Genomic DNA, 23,798 nt, shown 5'->3' with positions numbered 1-23,798 from the left:
CGGACGTGAGAGTTCCGGTACTGGGATTTTCCGTCACCTGCCGTCATCACCGCAGTTCGGCAAGTATTCCGCAGGTCACGGCGTACGCGTACACAGGGCCACCACACGGTGAAGGCCCGGGCCTCCCGCACGGGAACCCGGGCCTTCTCTCATCCGATGCACTCCGTCACGCGGCCACCGGAACCTCCGGCGTCACACCCGCGGTGGCGGGCGCGAGCGCCAGCTCCAGGACCTGGCGGACGTCGGTGACGGCGTGGACGTCGAGCTTGTCCAGCACCTCCGCCGGGACGTCGTCCAGGTCGGGCTCGTTGCGCTTGGGGATGATCACCGTGGTGACACCCGCCCGGTGCGCGGCGAGCAGCTTCTGCTTCACCCCGCCGATCGGCAGGACCCGCCCGGTCAGCGAGACCTCACCGGTCATCGCCACGTCCGTGCGGACCAGCCGGCCGGACAGCAGGGACGCGAGGGCCGTCGTCATCGTGATGCCGGCGCTCGGGCCGTCCTTGGGGACCGCGCCCGCCGGGAAGTGGATGTGCACGCCCCGGTCCTTCAGATCGGCCACCGGCAGTTCGAGCTCGGCGCCGTGGGAGCGCAGGAAGCTCAGCGCGATCTGCGCGGACTCCTTCATCACGTCGCCCAGCTGACCGGTCAGGGTCAGCCCGGCCGCGCCCGTCTCCGGGTCGGCCAGCGACGCCTCGACGAACAGCACGTCACCGCCCGCCCCGGTCACCGCGAGCCCGGTCGCCACGCCCGGCACGGACGTCCGCCGCTCGGCGGGGTCCTGGGCGGACTCGGGCACGTGGTGCGGTCGGCCGATCAGGTCGCGCAGGTCCTCGTCCCGGACGGTGAACGGCAGCTTCCGCTCGCCCAGTTCGTGCTGGGCGGCGATCTTGCGCAGCAGCCGTGCGACGGACCGCTCCAGGGTGCGGACGCCCGCCTCGCGCGTGTACTCGCCGGCGAGCTTGCGCAGCGCGCCTTCGTCGAGGGTCACCTCGTCCTTGTCGAGCCCGGCCCGCTCCAGCTGGCGCGGGAGCAGGTGGTCGCGGGCGATGACGACCTTCTCGTTCTCGGTGTAGCCGTCCAGGCGGACGATCTCCATCCGGTCGGCCAGGGCCTCCGGGATCGCCTCCAGGACGTTGGCGGTCGCGAGGAAGACGACGTCCGACAGGTCCAGCTCGACCTCCAGGTAGTGGTCCCGGAAGGTGTGGTTCTGAGCCGGGTCGAGCACCTCCAGCAGGGCGGCGGCCGGGTCGCCCCGGAAGTCCGAGCCCACCTTGTCGATCTCGTCGAGCAGCACGACCGGGTTCATCGACCCGGCCTCCTTGATGGCGCGCACGACCCGGCCCGGCAGGGCGCCCACGTAGGTACGCCGGTGGCCACGGATCTCGGCCTCGTCGCGCACGCCACCGAGGGCGACGCGGACGAACTTGCGGCCCATGGCGTGGGCGACGGACTCGCCGAGGCTGGTCTTGCCGACGCCGGGCGGCCCGACGAGTGCGAGCACGGCACCGCCGCGCCGCCCGCCGACCACGCCGAGGCCCCGCTCGTCACGGCGCTTGCGCACCGCCAGGTACTCGGTGATGCGTTCCTTCACGTCCTCCAGCCCGGAGTGCTCGGCGTCCAGGACCGCCTTGGCGCCCCGGATGTTGTAGGCGTCCTCGGTGCGCTCGTTCCACGGCATCTCCAGGACCGTGTCGAGCCAGGTACGGATCCAGGAGCCCTCCGGCGACTGGTCGGAGGACCGCTCCAGCTTGTCGACCTCCTTGAGCGCGGCCTCGCGGACCTTCTCGGGCAGGTCGGCGGCCTCCACACGGGTGCGGTAGTCGTCGGACTCCTCGCCCTCCTGCTCGCCGTTCAGCTCGCGCAGCTCCTTGCGGACGGCCTCCAGCTGGCGCCGCAGCAGGAACTCGCGCTGCTGCTTGTCGACGCCCTCCTGGACGTCCTTCGCGATGGACTCGGCCACGTCCTGCTCGGCGAGGTGGTCGCGCAGCTGCTGGGTGGCGAGCTTGAGCCGGGCCACCGGGTCGGCGGTCTCCAGCAGTTCGACCTTCTGGTCGGTGGTCAGGAACGGCGAGTAGCCGGAGTTGTCGGCGAGCGCCGAGACGTCGTCGATCGCCTGGACCCGGTCGACGACCTGCCAGGCACCGCGCTTGCGCAGCCATGCGGTGGCGAGGGCCTTGTACTCCTTGACCAGTTCGGCGACCTGTCCGGGCAGGGGGTCCGGCACCGTGTCGTCCACGCGGGTGCCCTCGACCCACAGTGCGGCGCCGGGGCCGGTCGTCCCCGCGCCGATGCGCACCCGGCTCCGGCCGCGGATCAGGGCGCCGGGGTCGCCGTCGGCGAGCCGGCCGACCTGCTCGACGGTGCCGAGGACACCGGTGTTCGCGTAGGTCCCGTCGATGCGTGGCACCAGGAGTACCCGGGGCTTTCCGGGCGTTGTCCGGGCAGCGGCCTGAGCGGCCTCCACCGCGGCACGGACCTCGGAATCGCTCAGGTCCAGCGGGACCACCATCCCGGGCAGCACGATTTCGCCGTCGAGCGGCAGCACGGGCAGGGTGAGCGGTGTAGACGTCGAAGCCATGATCTCCCCTTCGGCAGTCAAGTTGAGTTATGCCGACTCAATGCTCGGGCGGGGCCGGATGTTCCCCCACCGCTGTTCGCTGTCAGCGATCACCGGTGACGCCGCGAGCGGGAGGACACGTAAGGTCCCCCCAGGTAATAGGTGATCAGCGCTTTCGATCGTTACAGGGAGATGACGTGGACGCGACCGTGCAGGCATGGGTGAACGGCTGGGTCGTGTCGCGCGGGGCCGCTCCACCCATGGCCGAGCCGTGGGGCTGGACGATCGACATGGGGATGAAGGGGCACGTCACGCGGCACGTGTTCGGCGCGACGGGCGACGGCCTCGACGAGACGACCGTCCGCAAGGTGGCCGACACGGTGACCGGGCACGGCGTGTGGCTGAAGGCGTTCCGGGACCCGTCGGTGGTCTCCGGCTGGCTGGACGACGACTGGTGGATCGACCCCGAGCCCGGTTGTCTGATGACGGTCCCGCTGACGGCGGACGACGCTCCGGCCGCCCCCGACGGCTACCGGCTGCGCGAGTGGTCGCGCGGCGGAGTGACCCGCCTGATGGTGGCCGCGCCGGACGGGTCCCTGGCGGCACGCGGACAGATCACCCCGACGGGCGGGACCGCCGTCGCCGACCAGATCGAGACGGCCCCCGAACACCGCCGCAAAGGCCTGGGCAGTCTCGTCATGCGGACGTTGCAGAACGCCGCCGTCCGGCAGGGGGCGCGGACCGGCGTCCTGGCCGGGACGCCCGCGGGGCGAGGCCTCTACGAGGCGCTGGGCTGGGAAGTGGTGGCGCTGCTGACCAGCGCCAGGTACAGCCCGGCGGCCTCCGCCCGGACCTGAGGGGCGTCGCGGTCAGCCCCCGGCGGGGCCGAGGCGCCTCGTGTACCACCGCCGGACCACCGGCCAGGTCGCGATCCCGATGCCCAGGGCGATCAGATGCCCCCAGTTCGTCATCGGGTCGGTGAAGGCGAGCAGGTCCTGGAGGAGCATCCAGCCGAAGCCGGCCAGCAGTGGCAGGCGCAGCCACAGCGGCAGGAGGCCGGCCAGGGCGCCGATGCCGGCGGCGACGCCGAAGCTGACGCCGTAGTCGAGGCGGTGCAGGGAGCTGTCGGGAAGGTGCCCGGCCAGGACCGCGACACCCACCGGGACCTCGGTCGCGAGGGTGGCCAGCACGTGCCCGAGCAGGAAGACACCGGCCGTGCGCAGAGCCCCGATCCGCCGTTCCAGCGCGGTCAGCACCAGCACGAAGGCGATGGCGAACGGGGAGGTCACTCCGCCCGCGACCCACAGCGCGCTGCCGATCAGCACCAGTTCCGGTGTGCGCACCAGGTGGCTCACGTCCGTGCTGGAGCCCTGGAGCAGGGCGTGCACGAGGGCCGGGTCCGCGTACGCAGAGATCAGCGAGGTGACGCAGAGGAGGAGCGCGTACCCGAAGGTGAACGGCGTTCCCGCCGGGGTGGGCAACAGCCGCCAGGGGCGGAGCGTCCGCGACCGGGGCACCGCCGCCGGAGCGGGCCCCCGCACTCCCGCGCCCGCCGCTCCGTACGGACCCCGCTGCCGCGGCACCCCGTCCAGCAGCCCCGGCACATCGGAGACGGGCGCGTCCGCCGGCGTCGGTGCGGCCGTCTCGTGGGACGGCGCGGTGCGTTCCACAACGGGCCCTCCCTTCGCTCGGGTCCCAGCCTTCGCCCCGGACACCCCCCTGTCTGTGACCCGCGCCACGCGAGAGGCGATTCACAGCAACCCGAAAGCCTTCCCTGCGTCCCCCGCAGGCCCCGGCGAAATGCCGGGCGCCGCACCTCCCACCCCTGCCAGGATGCCCCCATGCCTACCCCGTACGACATTCCCGATGTACTGGACCGACGTGAGGGCCCGCACGGTGAGGTGGTGCTGCGGCGGCACGGAGACCGGCTGGAGATCATCGCCAACGGCTGTTTCCTGATGGACACCTCCGACGGCCGCTCGGAGCGTCGGCTGGTCGACGCGGCCCTGGAAGCCCTGGCCGGGCGGGACCACCCCGAGGTCCTGATCGGCGGTCTCGGCGTCGGCTTCTCCCTCGCGCACGCCGCGGCGGACCCGCGCTGGGGAGGGATCACGGTGGTGGAACGGGAGCACGCGATCGTCGAATGGCATCTCGACGGCCCGCTCGCCGCGCTCTCCGCCCGGGCCCTGGCGGACCCCCGCACCACAATCGTCGAGGCGGATCTCGTCGCACACGTCAATGAGACATCCGACACATACGACGCCCTGTGCCTCGACATCGACAACGGACCCGACTGGACCGTCACGGACGGCAACGGAAGTCTCTACGGGGAAGCCGGACTGGCAAGCTGTGCAAGGGTGTTGAGACCGGGCGGGGTTCTCGCCGTCTGGTCCGCCCAGCCATCTCCCCCATTTGAAGAAACCTTGCGGAATGCCGGGTTCCAGCAGGTGCGTACCGAAGAGATCCCGGTTGCCCGGGGCGTTCCGGACGTCGTGCACCTCGGCATCAGCCCTGGATAGCAAAGGTGTGCTGACTCCCCGTACGCTGCTCCCCTGACGCCGATCATTCAAGCGTCAATCGCAACCATGCGCAGGCATAGCCAGTCAGAAGGAATCACCCCACTGATTCCGGGAAAGCACACCCCAGGGGCGGGCGATGGAGCAGACACAGACCTCCCACAACGGTTCAGCGACGGCTACTCCGGGCGCCCAGCGCCGGGTCCTGGTGGTCGAGGACGACGCCACGATCGTGGACGCCATCGCGACCCGCCTGCGGGCCGAGGGATTCCTCGTGCAAACAGCGGGTGACGGTCCGGCCGCAGTCGACACGGCCGAGGCGTGGCAGCCCGACCTGCTGATCCTCGACATCATGCTGCCCGGCTTCGACGGCCTGGAGGTCTGCCGCCGCGTGCAGGCCGCCCGTCCCGTGCCGGTGATGATGCTCACCGCGCGCGACGACGAGACGGACATGCTGGTCGGGCTCGGCGTCGGCGCCGACGACTACATGACCAAGCCGTTCTCGATGCGGGAGCTGGCGGCGCGCGTGCACGTCCTGCTGCGCCGGGTGGAGCGGGCCGCCATCGCGGCGGCCACCCCCCGCTCCGGCATCCTGCGCCTGGGCGAGCTGGAGATCGACCACGCGCAGCGCCGGGTCCGGGTGCGCAGCGAGGACGTCCACCTCACGCCCACCGAGTTCGACCTGCTGGTGTGCCTGGCGAACACCCCGCGTGCGGTGCTCTCCCGTGAGCAGTTGCTCGCCGAGGTCTGGGACTGGGCGGACGCCTCCGGCACCCGCACGGTCGACAGTCACATCAAGGCGCTGCGCCGGAAGATCGGCGCCGAGCGGATCCGCACGGTGCACGGCGTGGGTTACGCCCTGGAGACCCCGACGCCATGAGCGGCGGGCCGGCCGCACGGAGAAACCCCGGGGAGCCGGATCCCTGGGGCGGGGTGAGCCCGTTCTCGATCAAGACCAAGCTGGGCGCGCTGGTCGTCATCTCGGTGCTGATCACCACAGGTCTGTCGGTGATCGCGGTGCACACGAAGACGGAGCTGCGCTTCATCACGGTCTTCTCGATGATCGCCACACTGCTCATTACGCAGTTCGTGGCCCATTCGCTCACCGCACCGCTGGACGAGATGACCGCGGTGGCCCGTTCCATCTCGCAGGGCGACTACACCCGCAGGACGCGGGAGAACCGCCGTGACGAGCTGGGCGACCTGGCCGTGACGATCAACGCCATGGCCGACGAGCTGGAGGCCCAGGACAGCCAGCGCAAGGAACTCGTGGCGAATGTCTCGCACGAGCTGCGCACCCCCATCGCGGGTCTGCGCGCGGTGCTGGAGAACATCGTCGACGGCGTCACGCAGGCCGACCCGGAGACGATGCGCACGGCGCTGAAGCAGACCGAGCGCCTCGGCCGGCTGGTGGAGACGCTGCTGGACCTGTCCCGCCTGGACAACGGCGTCGTACCGCTGAAGCAGCGGCGGTTCGAGGTGTGGCCGTATCTGTCCGGCGTGCTGAAGGAGGCCAACATGGTCGCCTCCGTGCGCGCGGGCATCGCGACCGGCTCGGGCAGTCACACCCGTACGGACGTGCATCTGCACCTCGACGTCCACCCGCCGGAGTTGACCGCGCACGCGGACCCCGAGCGCATCCACCAGGTCGTCGCCAATCTCATCGACAACGCGGTCAAGCACAGCCCGCCGCACGGCCGGGTGACGGTCAAGGCGCGGCGTGGCGCCCTGCCGGAGTCGCTGGAGCTGGAGGTCCTGGACGAGGGCCCCGGCATTCCGAAGTCCGAGTGGCACCGCGTCTTCGAGCGGTTCAACCGCGGCAGTGCCAAGCGGCCGCAGGGGCCGGGCAGCGACGGCGGCACGGGCCTCGGCCTGGCGATCGCCCGCTGGGCGGTGGACCTGCACGGAGGCCGGATCGGAGTGGCCGAATCCGAGCGAGGTTGCCGGATTCTTGTCACTCTCCCGGGACTTCCATCTGTGCCAAGTTGACGTAAAGTTCGAAGCGGAGCCACAAGATCCACGGGTGTCCGCGCTGACGGACACGTGTGATCAGGCACAGGCCCGCGCCATCGGCGTCCGGGGCCCTGCCCCGCTCTTCCCTCCTTAAGCGGAACTACGCTTGTTTCCCGCCATTTCAAGCCCCGAAACACGCTTTCAGATGTGACTTGCACGACGTTGAACGGGCCCGGCCTGACCTTCCCCGTCCAGGGGGCGTAGCCTTGATTCCCGCTGTCCATCATTTTGTGAAGCGGAAGAGGGCGGTTGCCGCCGTGTCGCCACAGTCCCCCAGTAACTCGAGCATCTCGACCGACACCGACCAAGCGGGGAAGAACCCTGCCGCATCGTTCGGTGCCAACGAGTGGCTCGTCGACGAGATCTATCAGCAGTACCTCCAGGACCCGAATTCGGTAGACCGAGCCTGGTGGGACTTCTTCGCCGACTACAAGCCAGGGGCGGCCGCCGCCTCGGCTCCGGCGGGTACCGCGGCCGCGGGGGCCGCGGGGACCACCACCGCTCAGGCGGCCGCTCCGGCCGCTCCCGCCCAGGCCACCGCCCCGGCGGCCGAGAAGCCCGCCGCCGCGCCGGCCCCCGCCCCGGCTCCGGCCCAGGCCAAGCCCGCCGCGCAGGCCCCGGCCCAGGCCCCCGCTCCGGCGAAGGCCGCCCCCGCCGCGAAGCCGGCCGCCGCCAAGCAGGCCGCTCCCGCGAAGAAGGCCGAGCCCGCCGGTGAGGCCCCCGCGGGCCCCGAGCAGGTCGTGCTGCGCGGCCCCGCCGCCGCGGTCGCGAAGAACATGAACGCCTCCCTGGAGGTGCCCACGGCCACGTCCGTGCGCGCGGTCCCGGTGAAGCTGCTCTTCGACAACCGCATCGTCATCAACAACCACCTGAAGCGCGCCCGGGGCGGGAAGATCTCCTTCACGCACCTGATCGGCTACGCCATGGTGCAGGCCATCAAGGCCATGCCGTCGATGAACTACTCCTTCGCGGAGAAGGACGGCAAGCCGACCCTGGTCAAGCCGGAGCACGTCAACTTCGGCCTCGCCATCGACCTGGTCAAGCCCAACGGCGACCGCCAGCTCGTGGTCGCGGGCATCAAGAAGGCCGAGACGCTGAACTTCTTCGAGTTCTGGCAGGCCTACGAGGACATCGTCCGCCGCGCCCGCGACGGCAAGCTCGGCATGGACGACTTCACCGGCGTGACGGTCTCCCTGACCAACCCCGGCGGCCTCGGCACGGTCCACTCGGTGCCGCGTCTGATGCCCGGCCAGTCGGTGATCATGGGCGTCGGCTCCATGGACTACCCGGCGGAGTTCCAGGGCACGTCCCAGGACACGCTGAACAAGCTCGGCATCTCGAAGGTCATGACGCTCACGTCGACCTACGACCACCGGGTGATCCAGGGCGCCGCCTCCGGCGAGTTCCTGCGGATCGTCGCGAACCTCCTCCTCGGTGAGAACGGCTTCTACGACGACATCTTCGAGGCGCTGCGCATCCCCTACGAGCCGGTCCGCTGGCTCAAGGACATCGACGCCAGCCACGACGACGACGTCACGAAGGCCGCCCGCGTCTTCGAGCTGATCCACTCCTACCGGGTCCGCGGCCACGTCATGGCCGACACCGACCCTCTGGAGTACCAGCAGCGCAAGCACCCCGACCTGGACATCACCGAGCACGGCCTCACGCTCTGGGACCTGGAGCGCGAGTTCGCCGTCGGCGGCTTCGCCGGCAAGTCCCTGATGAAGCTGCGCGACATCCTCGGCGTGCTGCGCGACTCGTACTGCCGCACCACCGGCGTCGAGTTCATGCACATCCAGGACCCGAAGCAGCGCAAGTGGATCCAGGACCGCATCGAGCGCTCGCACACCAAGCCGGAGCGTGAGGAGCAGCTGCGCATCCTGCGCCGGCTGAACGCCGCCGAGGCCTTCGAGACCTTCCTGCAGACGAAGTACGTCGGCCAGAAGCGCTTCTCCCTGGAGGGCGGCGAGTCCGTCATCCCGCTGCTGGACGCCGTGCTGGACTCGGCCGCCGAGTCCCGCCTGGACGAGGTCGTCGTCGGCATGGCCCACCGCGGCCGGCTGAACGTCCTCGCCAACATCGTCGGCAAGTCGTATGCGCAGATCTTCCGCGAGTTCGAGGGCAACCTCGACCCGAAGTCGATGCACGGCTCCGGTGACGTGAAGTACCACCTGGGCGCCGAGGGCACCTTCACCGGTCTCGACGGCGAGCAGATCAAGGTCTCCCTGGTCGCGAACCCCTCGCACCTGGAGGCGGTGGACCCGGTCCTGGAGGGCGTCTCGCGCGCCAAGCAGGACATCATCAACAAGGGCGGCACGGACTTCACCGTCCTGCCGGTGGCGATCCACGGCGACGCGGCCTTCGCGGGCCAGGGCGTGGTGGCCGAGACCCTGAACATGTCGCAGCTGCGCGGCTACCGCACCGGCGGCACGGTCCACATCGTCATCAACAACCAGGTCGGCTTCACCGCGGCCCCCGAGTCCTCGCGTTCCTCCATGTACGCGACGGACGTGGCCCGCATGATCGAGGCCCCGATCTTCCACGTGAACGGCGACGACCCGGAGGCCGTGGTCCGCGTCGCGCGGCTCGCCTTCGAGTTCCGCCAGGCGTTCAACAAGGACGTGGTGATCGACCTCATCTGCTACCGCCGCCGCGGTCACAACGAGTCGGACAACCCGGCCTTCACCCAGCCGCTGATGTACGACCTGATCGACAAGAAGCGCTCGGTGCGCAAGCTCTACACCGAGTCCCTCATCGGTCGCGGCGACATCACCCTGGAAGAGGCCGAGCAGGCACTGCAGGACTACCAGGGCCAGCTGGAGAAGGTCTTCACGGAGGTCCGTGAGGCCACGTCCCAGCCCGGGACGGTCGAGTCCTCGGACCCGCAGGCCGAGTTCCCGGTCGCCGTGAACACCGCGGTGACCACGGAGGTCGTCAAGCGGATCGCCGAGTCCCAGGTCAACATCCCCGACAACATCACCGTCCACCCGCGTCTGCTGCCGCAGCTGCAGCGCCGGGCGTCGATGGTCGAGGACGGCACGATCGACTGGGGCATGGGCGAGACCCTCGCGATCGGCTCCCTCCTGCTGGAGGGCGTCCCGGTTCGCCTGGCGGGCCAGGACTCGCAGCGCGGTACGTTCGGCCAGCGCCACGCGGTCATCATCGACCGCAGCACCGGCGAGGAGTACACGCCGCTGCAGTACCTCTCCGAGGACCAGGCGCGGCTGAACGTCTACAACTCCCTCCTCTCCGAGTACGCGGCGATGGGCTTCGAGTACGGCTACTCGCTGGCCCGCCCCGAGGCGCTCGTGATGTGGGAGGCGCAGTTCGGCGACTTCGTCAACGGCGCCCAGACGGTCGTGGACGAGTTCATCTCGTCGGCCGAGCAGAAGTGGGCCCAGACGTCCGGCGTCGTCCTGCTCCTGCCGCACGGCTACGAGGGCCAGGGCCCGGACCACTCCTCGGCCCGCCCGGAGCGCTTCCTCCAGATGTGCGCCCAGAACAACATGACGGTCGCCATGCCGACGTCGCCGTCGAACTACTTCCACCTCCTGCGGTGGCAGGTGCACAACCCGCACCACAAGCCGCTGGTGGTCTTCACGCCGAAGTCGATGCTGCGCCTGAAGGCGGCGGCGGCCAAGGCGGAGGAGTTCACGACCGGGCAGTTCCAGCCGGTCATCGGCGACTCCTCGGTCGACCCGGCCGCGGTCAAGAAGGTCGTCTTCTGCGCCGGCAAGGTCTACTACGACCTGGAGGCCGAGCGTCAGAAGCGCGGCGTGACGGACACGGCGATCATCCGCATCGAGCGCCTGTACCCGCTGCCGGGTACCGAGCTCCAGGCGGAGATCAAGAAGTACCCGAACGCCGAGAAGTACCTGTGGGCCCAGGAGGAGCCGGCGAACCAGGGTGCCTGGCCGTTCATCGCGCTCAACCTGATCGACCACCTGGACCTCGCGGTCGGCGCGGACGTCCCGCACGGCGAGCGGCTGCGGCGCATCTCGCGCCCGCACGGCTCGTCCCCGGCGGTGGGTTCCGCGAAGCGGCACCAGGCGGAGCAGGAGCAGCTGGTGCGTGAGGTGTTCGAGGCGTAATCGCCCTCGCGCAGTTCGTGCGTGGCCGGGCCGCATCCCCCACTCGGGGGGTGCGGCCCGGCCGTTTTTCGCGCACATATCCTTGGAGGCATGTACTTCACGGACCGTGGCATCGAGGAACTGGAGAAGCGGCGCGGCGAGGAGGAAGTCTCCTTCGAGTGGCTCGCCGAGCAGCTGCGGACGTTCGTCGATCTCAATCCCGACTTCGAGGTACCGGTGGAGCGGCTGGCGACGTGGCTGGCGAGGCTGGACGACGAGGACGACGAGTAGGAGACGCGTCGCCGTCGGGGCGTCAGTCGCGTGGGTGAGCCAGGGCGTATGCCAGGCCCCATGCGCCGTGCGCGAGGAGCAGGGCGCCGGCTGTGGCCCAGCCGCTGCCCCGCCGCCGCAGGCCCCGTACCAGGAGCGGCAGGCCCGCCGCCACCTGCGCCAGGGCCAGGGCACCGGCCCTGGGGCCGCCCGCCCAGGGCATCCACGGCCCGAGGCGGCTATGGTCGACGGTGTCGCGTTCCGCGACCGCTTCGCGCCAGCCCGGCCACTCGACGGGCAGGCTGTCCGGCCGGCGGGCGGCTGCTTGCCGGAGGCGGTCGGCGGGTTCGCCGGGGGCGAGTCCGGCGGGCAGGGAGACGCCCACGCGCGTGAGGACCGCGAGCAGGCCGCGCAGGCGGGTGCGGGCGTCGGCCGCGGAGTCGGGCTTCGTCAGCCGGTCGAGGGCCTCGACGTCCAGGACGGGGTCGAGACCCAGGCGTGCGGCGAAGGTGCGCATCGCCTCGTCCTCCCCCACCGGGACACCGCTCGCGAGCCATACGAAGCCGACCGGGCGGCGGAAGCCGGAGGCGAGCGTGAATCCCGCGTGGTCGCTGTCCCACCACAGGGCGAGGACAGGCCAGGGCGCGCCGACGGCGAGTGCCGTGGCCCAGCCGGTGACCACGCGGTCGACGGGTTCGGCGCCGTCCCGCCAGGGCCGGCCCTCGGGGACGAGGGCGCTCCAGTCGCCGCCCGCGCGCGTGAGCTGCATCGGTTCGCGCAGCAGATGGGCGACGGGAGCGACGGACGCGGGTGCCGCCCGGCACAGCAGCAGCGCCCCGGACGCGGGGCCGGTGCGGGCAGCTTCCGTCGGCATGCTCACACGCTAGGCCGAATCATCCTTATTTGAGAGCTTTTGGCCGCCCGGCCATCCCCAGAACGGGTGTCTTGACTTTCCCCGACCGCGATATATCGTGAATACGAGAAGACGCGATATGGCGCGTCGAGTCGGGGAGGTCTGCACCATGTCCGAGTGGTCCGTCACGGAACCGAGGAAGCTCACCTTCGACGAGTGCGTGAGCGATCTGCACGTACGTCTCGTCAACGGAACGGTGAACGTGGTGGGCACCGACGAAGGTTCCGCCCGCCTGGAGATCTCCGAGATCGAGGGGCCACCCCTGGTGGTGACCCAGCAGGACGGCATCCTCACGGTGGCCTACGAGGACCTGCCCTGGAAGGGCTTCCTCAAGTGGCTGGACCGCAAGGGCTGGCGTCGCAGCGCGGTGGTCTCCCTGGCCGTCCCGGCCGGCACCCGCGTGGAGGTGGGCGTGGTGGGCGCGGCGGCCGTGATCTCAGGGATCCAGGGCCCGTCGGTGGTGAAGGGCGTCACCGGCGACACCACGCTCGTGGGCCTTTCCGGCCCGGTCCGCGCCGACACGGTCTCCGGCAGCCTGGAGGCCCAGGACGTGACGGGTGACCTGCGGTTCAACTCCGTCTCCGGCGACCTCACGGTGGTCGAGGGCTCCGGCCCCTCCGTGCGGGCGGATTCGGTGAGCGGCTCGATGATCGTCGACCTCGACCCCGACGGCCCGACGGACGTCCGGCTGACCAGCGTCTCGGGCGAGATCGCGATCCGGCTGCCGTACCCGGCGGACGCGGAGGTCGAGGCGAACACGGCGAGCGGCTCCGTCTCCAACGCCTTCGACGGCCTGCGGGTACACGGCCAGTGGGGCGCCCACAAGATCACGGGCCGCCTCGGCGCGGGCACCGGCAACCTGCGGGCCACCACCGTCTCCGGCTCGATCGCCCTGCTGCGCCGCCCGGCCGGAGAGGACGGGCACGACGAGCCGTGGGACACCCCGCCCGGCAGCCCCGGCGCGGCGGCAACCCCGGCGAGCGGCCCCCAGGACGACTCGGGAGACAATTCCGTCTCCGGCCCGGGCGATGACCCCACCAGCGTCCCGGCCGACGGCACGACCGACAAGAAGGTGCTCTGACATGCCCCCCGTCTTCGCCCACGGCCGCCTCCGCCTCTACCTGCTGAAGCTGCTGGACGAGGCCCCCCGCCACGGCTACGAGGTGATCCGCCTCCTCGAGGAGCGCTTCCAGGGGCTGTACGCACCGTCGGCCGGCACGGTCTACCCGCGCCTGGCCAAGCTGGAGGCCGAAGGCCTGGTCACCCACACCACCGAGGGCGGCCGCAAGGTCTACTCGATCACCGACGCGGGCCGCGCCGAACTGGCCGACCGCAGCGGCGAGCTGGCCGACCTGGAGCTGGAGATCGGGGAGTCGGTCGCGGAACTGGCCGCGGAGATCCAGGCCGACGTGCGCGGAGCCGCCGGCGACCTGCGCCGGGAGATGCGCGCGGCGGCGAGCGAGGCCCGCCGGAACACCGGCAATGGGACCGACGGCTCGGCAGGCGCCCCCCACGGCGACTTCTCGCAGTACGGCGACAAGGAGACCTGGCGCATCGCCAAGGAGGAGATGCGCCGCGCCCGACAGGAGTGGAAGGAGCAGGCCCGGCGTGCCAAGGACGAGAGCCGCCGTGCCCGCGAGGACGCCCAGCGCGCACGCCGCCAGGCGAAGGAGGCCCAGGAACAGGCCCGCGCCCAGGCCCAGGAACAGGTGCAGCGCATCACCCGTCGCGTCCAGGAGCAGGTCCAGGACCACTTCGCCCGCGGTGACTGGCCGACGGGTCTGCGCGAGGGCCTGAGCGAACTGGCCAAGGAAGTGGGCGAGTTCGGGAAGGACTACGGCAAGGACCTCGGCTTCGACTGGACAGGCACCGGCACCGGCAAGCCGGCCACGGAACCGACGCCCGCACAGCCCGCGGAGGACTTCCCCGCCGCCTACGAACCGGCCTGGGCCCACGAGGACGCCGCGGACTCCACCGGCGACCCGGCCCGCGACCTGGACCGCCTGCTCGACCGCTTCCGGGACGACATCCGGGACGCGGCCCGCGACCACGGCGTCACCCCCGACCAGCTGAGCGACGCCCGCCGCCACCTGTCGACGGCGGCGGCCCACATAGGAGCCCTCCTGCGCACGCAGAGGAAGTAGGCGCCCCCGGGAGCGCATGGGCGCAGCCCTTCAGCTTCAGCCGGCCTTGGCCTCGCCACCACTGCCATACAGCACCCGCACCAGGGATGCGTACGTCACCCCGTGGTCGGCGAGGACCTCGGCCGGCACACCGGGGCGCAGGGTCAGGGCCAGCAGGATGTGCTCGTCCCCGATGTGCCGGTCCCGCTGTGCGAGAGCGACCCGCAAGGAGCGTTCCAGCACGTCCTTGGCACCCCGGCCGAAGGAGGTCCGGCCCGACCACCACCGCTTGTCCTTGCGGTCGCCGGCCAGGGCACCGACCCCGTGGGTCTCCTCCACCCGGGCGACGATCGCCTCCACGTCGATCCCCAGCCCGGCGAGCGCGTCGGTCTCGGCCTGCGTCAGCCCGGCCCGCCGTCGCGCCTCACGCAGCGCCTCCCGCACGGACTCCCGCCGCTCACCGAGCCCGAGAGCGGCGAGGGCGAAGGACCCACGACTGCCCTCCCGGTCGAGCAGCGCCAGCAACAGATGCTCCGGCTCCACGCACTGCCCGCTCTCACCACCCCCGTCCACATACGCGTACGCGCTCTTCACCACTTCCCGGGCGTCCTGCGTGAACCGCTCGAACATCAATGCCTCCCGTACTTCTTGTGCACGGCCTGCCTGCTCACACCGAGTTCCGCGGCGATCTCCTGCCACGACCAGCCCTGATTGCGCGCATTGCGCACCTGTACGGCTTCCAACTGCTCCAGCAGCCGACGCAGCGCGGCGACGGCCCGCAGGCCGACCCGTGGATCACGGTCACCCGCACGCTCGGCCAGATCGGTCGCTTCGGTCATGACGTCAACCTACGTTGACATCTCACTCGCGTCAACCATGGTTGACAAACGAAAACGGTCGGCCCGCCCCGGACCGACCGTCAACGCACCCTCGCGAGGACTCAGGAGTTCGTCAGCACGACCTTCCCGAACTGCTCACCCGAGGCCAGTCGCTCGAAGCCCTCACGCGCCCGGTCCATGGGCATGACCTCGTCGATGACGGGCCGGACACCGGTGGCGGCACAGAACGCGAGCAGGTCCTCCAGCTCGTCCTTGGTCCCCATCGTGGACCCGACGACCTTGAGCTCGAGGAAGAAGATCCGGGTCAGCTCCGCGTGCGAGGGCCGGTCGCCACTGGTGGCACCGGAGATGACCAGCGTGCCGCCGGGCTTCAGCGACTTCACCGAATGCGACCAGGTGGCGGCCCCGACGGTCTCGATCACGGCGTCGACCCGATGCGGCAGCCGCGCCCCGGACTCCAGCGCCTCGACGGCGCCGAGCTCCACGGCCCGCTTCCGCTTGGCCTCGTCCCGGCTGGTCGCGAAGACCCGGAGCCCGGCGGCCTTACCCAGCACGATGGCGGCCGTGGCGACACCACCGCCGGCGCCCTGCACCAGCACCGAGTCGCCGGGGCGGACACCCGCGTTGGTGAACAGCATCCGGTACGCGGTCAGCCACGCCGTGGGCAGACAGGCGGCCTCCGCGAAGGAAAGCTCCTTGGGCTTGGGCAGAAGGTTCCAGGTCGGCACGGCGACCCGCTCGGCAAAGGTGCCCTGGTAGCGCTCGGTGAGGATGGAACGGGGTTCCTTCGGGCCGACCCCGTGCCCGCTCTGTCCGATCACGGAGTGCAGGACGACCTCGTTGCCGTCCTCGTCGACACCGGCGGCATCACAGCCGAGGATCATCGGCAGCTTGTCCTCTGCGAGGCCCACGCCACGCAGGGACCAGAGGTCGTGGTGGTTGAGGGAGGCGGCCTTGACCGTGACGGTACTCCAGCCGGGACGGGCCTCGGGAGCGGGACGCTCTCCCAACTCCAGGCCGGACAGCGGCTGGTCGCGGTCGATTCGGGCGGCGTAGACAGCGAACATGGCCTCGACGATAGGTTCCGCGAGGGACCGAAGGAACCATCCGGCCCTGTGAGACACGCCCTCTTGCCAGGTGCGCGGCGGTGTTGCTGGGGCGAGCCGGACAGCCGCCCGCAGCCATGCGCATGCGGCGCGAGGCGGTACGCTCCCGCACCCGCCGGACGACGCAAGGGGCCGTGTCGGGGGGGTGTCCGCCAGCAGCTGGTTGGCGCGTCAACGAACAGTCAGTCGGCGGGAGACCCCATCGCGCCGTTCCGAGGACGGACACCCCCCGACACGGCCCCGACCCCCACCCGGCGCCACGCGTAAACACCCACCCGCACCCCACCCGAACAGCCGCGCCTCACCCGAACAGCCGCACCCCACTGCAAAAAAGTGGCCCCGCCCGATCCCGGGCGGGGCCACACAACACCGGCGTCAGCGCCGAGCCACACCCTCGGCCCGAGCCGCAGCCGCCACCGCGGCCGTGACAGCCGGAGCGACCCGCTCGTCGAACGGCGACGGAATGACGTAGTCGGCGGCGAGATCGTCCCCGACCACAGCGGCCAGCGCCTCCGCGGCGGCCAGCTTCATCCCCTCGGTGATCCGGGAGGCCCGCACCTGCAGCGCCCCCGCGAAGATCCCGGGAAACGCCAGCACGTTGTTGATCTGGTTCGGGAAGTCCGACCGCCCGGTCGCGACGACCGCCGCGTACTTGTGCGCGACCTCGGGGTGCACCTCGGGATTCGGGTTCGCCATGGCGAAGACGAACGCGCCCTTGGCCATCGTCGCCACCGCGGACTCCGGAACCGTCCCACCGGAGACCCCGATGAACACATCGGCCCCGTCCAGCGCCGACTCCAGCGACCCGGTGATGCCGGCCTTGTTCGTGAACCCGGACAGCTCCCGCTTCACCGGCGTGAGGTCGTCCCGGTCCGCCGACACGACACCCTTGCGGTCGGCCACCGCGACATCCCCGATCCCGGCCTCGACCAGCATCTTCGCGATGGCGACACCGGCCGCGCCGGCGCCGGAGATGACCGCGCGCAGCTCACCCAGCGCCCGCCCGCTCAGCCGCGCGGCGTTCCGCAGGGCGGCCAGCGTCACCACGGCCGTCCCGTGCTGGTCGTCGTGGAAGACCGGAATGTCCAGCCGCTCCTGCAGCTTCCGCTCGACCTCGAAGCACCGGGGTGCCGAGATGTCCTCCAGGTTGACCCCGCCGAACGACGGCGCGAGCCGCACCACGGTCTCGACGATCTCGTCGACGTCCGTGCAGTTCAGGGCGATCGGAACCGCGTCCACGCCACCGAACTGCTTGAACAGGATCGCCTTGCCCTCCATCACCGGGAGGGAGGCCTCGGGTCCGATGTCCCCGAGCCCCAGCACGGCCGTACCGTCCGTCACGACGGCCACGACCGATGACTTCCACGTGTAATCGTGCACGAGCTCCGGCTGCTCCGCGATCGCGCTGCACACCTTCGCGACGCCGGGCGTGTACGCCAGGGACAGGTCGTCCTTGTCACGGACCGGCACGGTGGCCTGCACAGCCATCTTGCCGCCGCGGTGCAACGCGAATGCCGGGTCGAAGGAGTCGAGGGGCTCCGCACTGCCCTCGTGGTCCGTATCGCCGGTCTTGCTTTCGCTGCGAGGATTGACGATCTCCGCTGCCACTTCGTTTTACCCCTTAAATCTTCATTGGTTTGAGGGTGGCCACTCCTGGTGAGGGGTGGGCGGGCACCGCGTAGGCCCATGCCGTGCTGTGTACGTGTATACGTACGGGCGCGTACGCGACGGGCGCGCCGCACACGCGCCCTGAGCCCCGGATGAGGGGTGTAAAGACCCTTCTTACCGGACGGACGGCATCGACGACGAGTCCATAACGCGAAGGTCACATGACGGCGCCCTGACTCTTCGTCCAAAATCGGGACAACACCTGGACAAACGAGCCACAACCACTCAACCATCGTCGAAGCCCTCGGCCCCCGTGTCGAAATCTCGGGATTTACCGAAGATCTTCCGGCCGGAAGGGTTGATTCCCATAGAAGGTCCGGCCGTGATGTACCGGAGTGGTGCGGTTCGGGGGTCGCCCGTTATCCGATTTTGACATGGCTGGCCCCCAGAATGCCGCAGTCCGAATGGCAAGATGCCGTAATCACACGAGGTCGCGACACTCGAAGAGGTGTGCTCTCGTCGACCCACGGCACTGCCGAGCCTTTCGGCGTGCCACGGCCGCTCCGAACCCATCGGCTGCGGCCCGCCCCATCGGCAACTCCACCCATCCGCCGGAGGAACCCACCATGACCGCAAGCTCCACCCGTCGTACGACCGCCGCGCACTCCCGGCTAGCAGCGGTCGGTGCGATCGCGGTCGCAGGCGCGCTGATGCTCACCGGATGCGGTGACCAGACCAAGGACACCGGCTCGAGCGACACCGCGGCCTCGGCCCCGCTCGCCGACAAGCTGCCGCAGGCCATCCGCGACAAGGGTGTCATCAAGGTCGGCTCCGACATCGCCTACGCCCCGGTCGAGTTCAAGGACAGCTCCGGCAAGGTGGTCGGCATCGACCCGGACCTCGCCGCCGCCATGGGCAAGCAGCTCGGGGTCGACTTCCAGTTCGAGAACGGCACCTTCGACACGCTGATCACGGGTCTGCGCTCCAAGCGGTACGACATCGCCATGTCCGCGATGACCGACACCAAGGACCGCCAGGAGGGCATCGACTCCGACACCGGCAAGAAGGTCGGTGAGGGCGTGGACTTCGTCGACTACTTCACCGCCGGTGTCTCGATCTACACCAAGAAGGGCGACGACCAGGGCATCAAGGCCTGGTCCGACCTGTGCGGCAAGAAGATCGTGCTGCAGCGCGGCACCGTCTCCGAGGACCTCGCCAAGGCGGAGTCGAAGAAGTGCCCGGCCGGCAAGAAGATCGCCATCGAGCCCTTCGACAACGACCAGCAGGCCCAGACCCGCCTGCGCGCGGGCGGCGCCGACGCCGGCTCGTCCGACTTCCCGGTCGCCGCCTACGCCGTGAAGACCTCCGGTGGCGGCAAGGACTTCCAGCTGGTCGGCGAGCAGGTCGAGGCCGCTCCGTACGGCATCGCGGTCGCCAAGAACCAGGCGCAGCTGCGGGACGCCCTCAAGGCCGCTCTCGACGCCGTCATCGAGAACGGCGAGTACGAGAAGATCATGAAGAAGTGGGGCGTCACGGCCGGCGCCGTGCAGGAAGCCACCATCAACGGCGGCAAGTGACCGCGCCCTAGCGGCACTGAAAGGCAACACCCGTGACTGTTGACATCGACAAGACGTCGGGGCCGTCCGACACGCCCCCGGCCGGACCGGAGGCCATCAAGGCCGTCCCGGTCCGGCACTACGGGCGGTACGTCTCCGCCGTCGTAGCCATCGCCCTGCTGGTCGGGGTCGTCTACGCGTTCTCCCAGGGCAAGATCAACTGGGATGCGATCCCGGACTACTTCTTCGACGACCGGATCCTGGACGGCGTGGGCAAAACGCTCCTGCTGACGGTGCTGTCCATGGTGATCGGCATCGTCGGCGGCGTCATGCTCGCCGTGATGCGCCTGTCGAAGAACCCCGTGACCTCGTCGATCGCGTGGTTCTACATCTGGTTCTTCCGCGGCACCCCGGTCCTGGTGCAGCTGATCGTCTGGTTCAACCTGGGCCTGGTCTTCGAGTACATCAACCTCGGGCCGTTCTACAAGGACGAGTGGTCGGACTTCATGACCCCGTTCCTGACGGCGCTGCTGGGCCTCGGCCTCAACGAGGCCGCGTACATGGCGGAGATCTGCCGTGCCGGCCTGCTCTCGGTCGACGAAGGCCAGACGGAGGCGTCGCACGCGCTGGGCATGAGCCACGCCAAGACGCTGCGCCGGATCGTCATCCCGCAGGCGATGCGCGTGATCGTGCCGCCGACGGGCAACGAGGTCATCAACATGCTGAAGACGACCTCTCTGGTCTCGGTCGTCCAGTATCCCGAGCTGCTTCGCGCCGCTCAGGACATCGGGCAGACCTCCGGCGCCCCCGCCGAGATGCTGTTCCTGGCGGCGGCCTGGTACCTGCTCATGACGTCGGTCTTCAGCATCGGCCAGTACTACCTGGAGCGGTACTACGCGCGTGGCTCCAGCCGATCGCTCCCGGACACGCCGTTCCAGAAGATCAAGGCCAACGTGCTGTCCCTGTCCAACCGCTCGGCGTCGACGGGAGGCACCGCATGAACGCCATGGTCAAGGCCGAGGGCGTCCACAAGTCCTTCGGCCCCGTGGAGGTCCTCAAGGGCATCGACCTGGAGGTGAAGTCCGGCGAGGTGTTCTGCCTCATCGGCCCCTCCGGTTCCGGCAAGTCGACCTTCCTCAGGTGCATCAACCACCTGGAGAAGATCAACGCCGGCCGCCTGTACGTCGACGGCGAGCTGGTCGGCTACCGGCAGAAGGGCGACAAGCTCTACGAGCTGAAGGACAGCGAGGTCGCGGTCAAGCGCCGGGACATCGGCATGGTCTTCCAGCGCTTCAACCTGTTCCCGCACATGACGTCCGTGGAGAACGTCATGGAGGCGCCGGTCCAGGTCAAGGGCGTGAGCAGGGCCAAGGCCCGGGAGCGCGCCCTGGAACTGCTGGACCGGGTGGGTCTGGCCGACAAGGCGGGCAACTACGCCTCCCAGCTCTCCGGCGGCCAGCAGCAGCGCGTCGCCATCGCCCGGGCCCTGGCCATGGACCCGAAGCTGATGCTGTTCGACGAGCCGACCTCGGCGCTCGACCCGGAGCTGGTGGGTGACGTCCTGGACGTCATGCGCGACCTGGCCGAGTCCGGCATGACGATGATCGTCGTCACCCACGAGATGGGCTTCGCCCGCGAGGTGGGCGACAGCCTGGTCTTCATGGACGGCGGTGTGGTGGTCGAATCCGGTCACCCGCGCGAGGTGCTGACGAACCCGCAGCACGAGCGGACGAAGTCGTTCCTGTCCAAGGTGCTCTGACGGTACGCACAGCGAGGGGGCGGTACGGGATCTCCGTGCCGCCCCCTTCGTCTGCGCTACTTCACGGCCAGCAGCAGGGTGTCCGAGGGCGAGCACCACACGGGCCTGGCCTCGCCGAATCCCTTCTCGCGCAGCACGCGCGCATGCCAGCCGACCGACGGCATGTCGCCGTCCGCGTGCTCGCCGTAGATGTCGTAGCGCCGGGCCGTGGACTCCGCGAGAACCGGGTCCTTCGCCGCGAGCTGCCACCACTCGGCCCAGTCGAGGACGCCGTCCCGCTTGGCCTGATCCATGCGGGCGTGCCGCTGCGCCCGCTCCGCGGCGTTGATCCGGGGCGTCGTCTCGTCGATCATGTGGTCCGCGTTCATGAAGACACCGCCGGTGCGGACGAGTCCCGCGACCTGGCCGTAGAGGTCCGCGAGGGGTTCCCGGTGCAGCCAGTGCAGGGCCGTCGCGGTCAGGACGGCGTCGTATGCCTCGTGCGGCAGCTTCGCCGGCCAGTCGGGGTCCTTGAGGTCGGCGGTGACGAGGGTGACCCGGTCGTCGCCCGCGAAGGTGCCCTCGGCGATGGCGAGGAGGGCGGGGTCGAGGTCGACGCCGGTGCTGGTGGCGTCGGGGAAGCGGGCGAGCAGCCGGGCGGTGATGCTGCCCGTGCCGCAGGCGAGGTCGAGCACGCGCGGGGCGGTGCCCACGACGGCCTCCACCATGTCGAGCATGATCCGGAACCGCTCCTCGCGGTCGGGCAGGTACCACTCCTGCTGCCGGTCCCAGCTCTCCTGCCAGGCCTGCCAGTCGGTGGTGGCGGTCGTGGTGGTGTCCGCGTCCGTCATCAAGCCCCTCCCTCGTAATACCCTGGAAGCACCATCAGCTGTTACAAGTGCGCGCTCACGACATTAAAGCCCCTCCGTAAGGACTACAAGTGGAACTGGCCTATTACTCGGACTATGCCGTGCGCCTCGTCAACACCGAGGAACCGGCCCGGGGCAAGGACGCCCTGACGTCGGTCGAGGTCGTCCGCGATCTGTTCGGGCCCAGCCAGTCGGCGGCCCGCCGCGCCACCGACGCGGACGTGACCCGCTTCCGCTCGGTCCGGGCCCGGCTGCGCGCGGTCTTCGAGGCGGCCGACTCCGGCGACGAGAGGCTCGCCGTCGACCTGCTGAACTCGCTGCTGCTGGAGTTCCCGGTCAGCCCGCAGATCTCCGGGCACGACTTCCGTGACGACGACGGCCGCCCCCTGTGGCACATGCACCTGGCGGACCACCCGTCGAACGCCACCGCGGGCTACGCGGCGATCGCGGCGATGGGCCTGGCGTTCCACCTGACGGAGTACGGCGTGGACCGGCTCGGCCTGTGCGAGGCGCCGCCCTGCCGCAACGCCTTTCTCGACACCTCCACCAACCGCTCCCGGCGCTACTGCTCCGACCGCTGCGCGACCCGCGCCAACGTGGCGGCCTACCGCGCCCGCAAACGCCTGGAGGCCGACCGGTCGGAGAAGACCGGCCTGGCGGCCGACAGCACCCAGCCCAGCACCGCCCAGGGCGACCGCCGGCCGGGCCTGAGCGGCCGGTAGCGGAACCGGACCCGCCCCAGCACCAGGTCGTCGGGCACGACGCCGTAGTCGGTGCTGTCGCCGCCGGCGTACGCGTTGTCCCCGAGCACCCACCAGCCGCTCTCGCGCCGCTGGGCGACCCGCTTGACGACCAGCAGGTCCTGCTGGAAGGGGTGCCGCAGCACGACGACGTCCCCGGGCCTGACCCGGGCCCCGTAGTGCACCAGGAGCCGGTCCCCGTGGTACAGCGTGGGCACCATGGACGGCCCGGTCACCTCCGCCACCCCGAAGGGCGGGGCGGGCCTGCCCCGCTCGGACTCCTGCGACAGCTCCGGCATCACCCGGCACCTCCCCGGTTCTTCGTCCACCAGTCTCAGTCTCACCCCGGACTTTTGTCCTAAGCCCATGGGGGCACCCGCCAAAAGCCGTCCCTCACGGAGTAATGTCCCCTGTGAGAAGACGATCACGAGGAAGGAATGCTCCATGCTTTCCCGCCTGTTTGCCCCCAAGGTCAAGGTCAGTGCACACTGCGACCTTCCCTGCGGTGTGTACGACCCCGCCCAGGCCCGCATCGAGGCGGAGTCGGTGAAGGCCGTGCAGGAGAAGATGGCCGCCAACGACGACCCGCACTTCCAGGCGCGCGCCACCGTCATCAAGGAGCAGCGCGCCGAGCTCGCCAAGCACCACGTCTCGGTGCTCTGGAGCGACTACTTCAAGCCCCCGCACTTCGAGAAGTACCCGGAGCTGCACCAGCTGGTCAACGACACCCTGAAGGCCCTCTCGGCCGCCAAGGGCTCGACCGACCCGGCCACGGGTCAGAAGGCGCTGGACTACATCGCCCAGATCGACAAGATCTTCTGGGAGACCAAGAAGGCCTGAGCGCCTTCGTACGGCGAAGGGGTCCGACCGCGAACCG

At 70.2% G+C, this 23,798-nt stretch carries 22 protein-coding genes; 13 read left to right on the top strand and 9 right to left on the bottom strand.

Features of this window, described 5'->3' with window-relative positions; all coding sequences use genetic code 11:
* Positions 1–166: 166 nt before the first annotated feature.
* Positions 167–2,581, bottom strand: a complete 2,415-nt coding sequence (lon, locus tag IO24_RS0128870; protein WP_031140601.1) for an endopeptidase La — start codon at positions 2,579–2,581, stop codon at positions 167–169.
* A 176-nt stretch (positions 2,582–2,757) separates the two neighbouring features.
* On the opposite strand from lon, the gene IO24_RS0128865 reads away from it, so the two are divergent.
* Positions 2,758–3,417: a GNAT family N-acetyltransferase gene (locus IO24_RS0128865; protein WP_031140599.1), complete on the top strand. Its 660-nt coding sequence runs from the start codon at positions 2,758–2,760 to the stop codon at positions 3,415–3,417.
* A 12-nt stretch (positions 3,418–3,429) separates the two neighbouring features.
* On the opposite strand, the gene IO24_RS0128860 is transcribed toward IO24_RS0128865, so the two are convergent.
* On the bottom strand, positions 3,430–4,230 hold the full coding sequence (locus IO24_RS0128860) for a rhomboid-like protein (RefSeq protein WP_031140597.1): 801 nt from the start codon (positions 4,228–4,230) through the stop codon (positions 3,430–3,432).
* 171 nt (positions 4,231–4,401) lie between these two features.
* On the opposite strand from IO24_RS0128860, the gene IO24_RS0128855 reads away from it, so the two are divergent.
* From IO24_RS0128855 to IO24_RS0128835, 5 genes are all read left to right on the top strand, one after another.
* Positions 4,402–5,079 carry a spermidine synthase family protein gene (locus IO24_RS0128855; protein ID WP_031140595.1) on the top strand — a complete coding sequence of 226 codons (678 nt, stop codon included), beginning with the start codon at positions 4,402–4,404 and terminating at the stop codon, positions 5,077–5,079.
* A gap of 136 nt (positions 5,080–5,215) precedes the next feature.
* Complete coding sequence (locus IO24_RS0128850) at positions 5,216–5,956, top strand: response regulator transcription factor (RefSeq protein ID WP_030851757.1); 741 nt, start codon at positions 5,216–5,218, stop codon at positions 5,954–5,956.
* Entirely contained in the window at positions 5,953–7,065 is a 1,113-nt protein-coding gene (locus tag IO24_RS0128845) for a sensor histidine kinase (RefSeq protein WP_031140593.1), read from the top strand. The genes IO24_RS0128850 and IO24_RS0128845 overlap by 4 nt, the downstream gene beginning before the upstream one ends.
* A gap of 281 nt (positions 7,066–7,346) precedes the next feature.
* Positions 7,347–11,180 (top strand): multifunctional oxoglutarate decarboxylase/oxoglutarate dehydrogenase thiamine pyrophosphate-binding subunit/dihydrolipoyllysine-residue succinyltransferase subunit, encoded by a 3,834-nt coding sequence (locus tag IO24_RS0128840; protein ID WP_031140591.1) that lies wholly within the window; start codon positions 7,347–7,349, stop codon positions 11,178–11,180.
* Between the two features lie 90 nt (positions 11,181–11,270).
* Complete coding sequence (locus tag IO24_RS0128835; RefSeq protein WP_018544467.1) at positions 11,271–11,450, top strand: DUF6104 family protein; 180 nt, start codon at positions 11,271–11,273, stop codon at positions 11,448–11,450.
* A gap of 22 nt (positions 11,451–11,472) precedes the next feature.
* On the opposite strand, the gene IO24_RS0128830 is transcribed toward IO24_RS0128835, so the two are convergent.
* Positions 11,473–12,303, bottom strand: a complete 831-nt coding sequence (locus tag IO24_RS0128830; protein WP_031140588.1) for a hypothetical protein — start codon at positions 12,301–12,303, stop codon at positions 11,473–11,475.
* A gap of 148 nt (positions 12,304–12,451) precedes the next feature.
* On the opposite strand from IO24_RS0128830, the gene IO24_RS0128825 reads away from it, so the two are divergent.
* Positions 12,452–13,423: a DUF4097 family beta strand repeat-containing protein gene (locus IO24_RS0128825; protein ID WP_107063046.1), complete on the top strand. Its 972-nt coding sequence runs from the start codon at positions 12,452–12,454 to the stop codon at positions 13,421–13,423.
* 1 nt (position 13,424) lies between these two features.
* The gene (locus tag IO24_RS0128820) at positions 13,425–14,486 is read left to right on the top strand and encodes a PadR family transcriptional regulator (protein ID WP_031140584.1); all 1,062 of its coding nucleotides are present in this window, start codon (positions 13,425–13,427) and stop codon (positions 14,484–14,486) included.
* A gap of 36 nt (positions 14,487–14,522) precedes the next feature.
* Here the strand turns inward: IO24_RS0128820 and IO24_RS0128815 are convergent, their stop codons facing one another.
* The 4 genes from IO24_RS0128815 to IO24_RS0128800 all read right to left on the bottom strand — a co-directional run bounded on the left by IO24_RS0128815 (position 14,523) and on the right by IO24_RS0128800 (position 18,018).
* Complete coding sequence (locus IO24_RS0128815; protein ID WP_031140582.1) at positions 14,523–15,095, bottom strand: Clp protease N-terminal domain-containing protein; 573 nt, start codon at positions 15,093–15,095, stop codon at positions 14,523–14,525.
* Positions 15,095–15,304: an HTH domain-containing protein gene (locus tag IO24_RS0128810; protein WP_004925761.1), complete on the bottom strand. Its 210-nt coding sequence runs from the start codon at positions 15,302–15,304 to the stop codon at positions 15,095–15,097. The genes IO24_RS0128815 and IO24_RS0128810 overlap by 1 nt, the downstream gene beginning before the upstream one ends.
* A 101-nt stretch (positions 15,305–15,405) precedes the next feature.
* Positions 15,406–16,371 (bottom strand): zinc-binding dehydrogenase, encoded by a 966-nt coding sequence (locus IO24_RS0128805; protein ID WP_031140579.1) that lies wholly within the window; start codon positions 16,369–16,371, stop codon positions 15,406–15,408.
* A gap of 414 nt (positions 16,372–16,785) precedes the next feature.
* Positions 16,786–18,018: an NAD(P)-dependent malic enzyme gene (locus tag IO24_RS0128800; protein ID WP_031140577.1), complete on the bottom strand. Its 1,233-nt coding sequence runs from the start codon at positions 18,016–18,018 to the stop codon at positions 16,786–16,788.
* A gap of 626 nt (positions 18,019–18,644) precedes the next feature.
* Between IO24_RS0128800 and IO24_RS0128795 the strand changes: the two genes are divergently transcribed.
* The 3 genes from IO24_RS0128795 to IO24_RS0128785 are packed head-to-tail and all read left to right on the top strand — an operon-like array spanning position 18,645 to position 21,333.
* Positions 18,645–19,595, top strand: a complete 951-nt coding sequence (locus tag IO24_RS0128795; protein WP_031140575.1) for an ABC transporter substrate-binding protein — start codon at positions 18,645–18,647, stop codon at positions 19,593–19,595.
* Positions 19,596–19,627: 32 nt separating this feature from the next.
* Complete coding sequence (locus IO24_RS0128790) at positions 19,628–20,575, top strand: amino acid ABC transporter permease (protein ID WP_031140573.1); 948 nt, start codon at positions 19,628–19,630, stop codon at positions 20,573–20,575.
* Entirely contained in the window at positions 20,572–21,333 is a 762-nt protein-coding gene (locus IO24_RS0128785) for an amino acid ABC transporter ATP-binding protein (protein WP_031140571.1), read from the top strand. The genes IO24_RS0128790 and IO24_RS0128785 overlap by 4 nt, the downstream gene beginning before the upstream one ends.
* Positions 21,334–21,389: 56 nt before the next feature.
* On the opposite strand, the gene IO24_RS0128780 is transcribed toward IO24_RS0128785, so the two are convergent.
* The gene (locus IO24_RS0128780) at positions 21,390–22,163 is read right to left on the bottom strand and encodes a class I SAM-dependent methyltransferase (protein ID WP_031140569.1); all 774 of its coding nucleotides are present in this window, start codon (positions 22,161–22,163) and stop codon (positions 21,390–21,392) included.
* 89 nt (positions 22,164–22,252) lie between these two features.
* Here IO24_RS0128780 and IO24_RS0128775 point away from each other — a divergent pair, with 89 nt between their 5' ends.
* Positions 22,253–22,903, top strand: a complete 651-nt coding sequence (locus tag IO24_RS0128775; protein WP_031140567.1) for a CGNR zinc finger domain-containing protein — start codon at positions 22,253–22,255, stop codon at positions 22,901–22,903.
* Here the strand turns inward: IO24_RS0128775 and sodX are convergent.
* Positions 22,786–23,220, bottom strand: coding sequence for a nickel-type superoxide dismutase maturation protease (gene sodX, locus IO24_RS45290; RefSeq protein ID WP_031140565.1), 435 nt, complete (start codon positions 23,218–23,220; stop codon positions 22,786–22,788). The genes IO24_RS0128775 and sodX overlap by 118 nt on opposite strands.
* Before the next feature lie 145 nt (positions 23,221–23,365).
* On the opposite strand from sodX, the gene sodN reads away from it, so the two are divergent.
* Complete coding sequence (sodN, locus tag IO24_RS0128765; RefSeq protein WP_031140564.1) at positions 23,366–23,761, top strand: superoxide dismutase, Ni; 396 nt, start codon at positions 23,366–23,368, stop codon at positions 23,759–23,761.
* Positions 23,762–23,798: the final 37 nt, after the last annotated feature.

The sequence above is a fragment of the Streptomyces flavovariabilis genome, from assembly GCF_000725785.1.
GTDB lineage: Bacteria > Actinomycetota > Actinomycetes > Streptomycetales > Streptomycetaceae > Streptomyces > Streptomyces hawaiiensis.
Note: the sequence above shows the minus strand (reverse complement) of the source record. Positions and strands in the feature narration are given on the sequence as shown.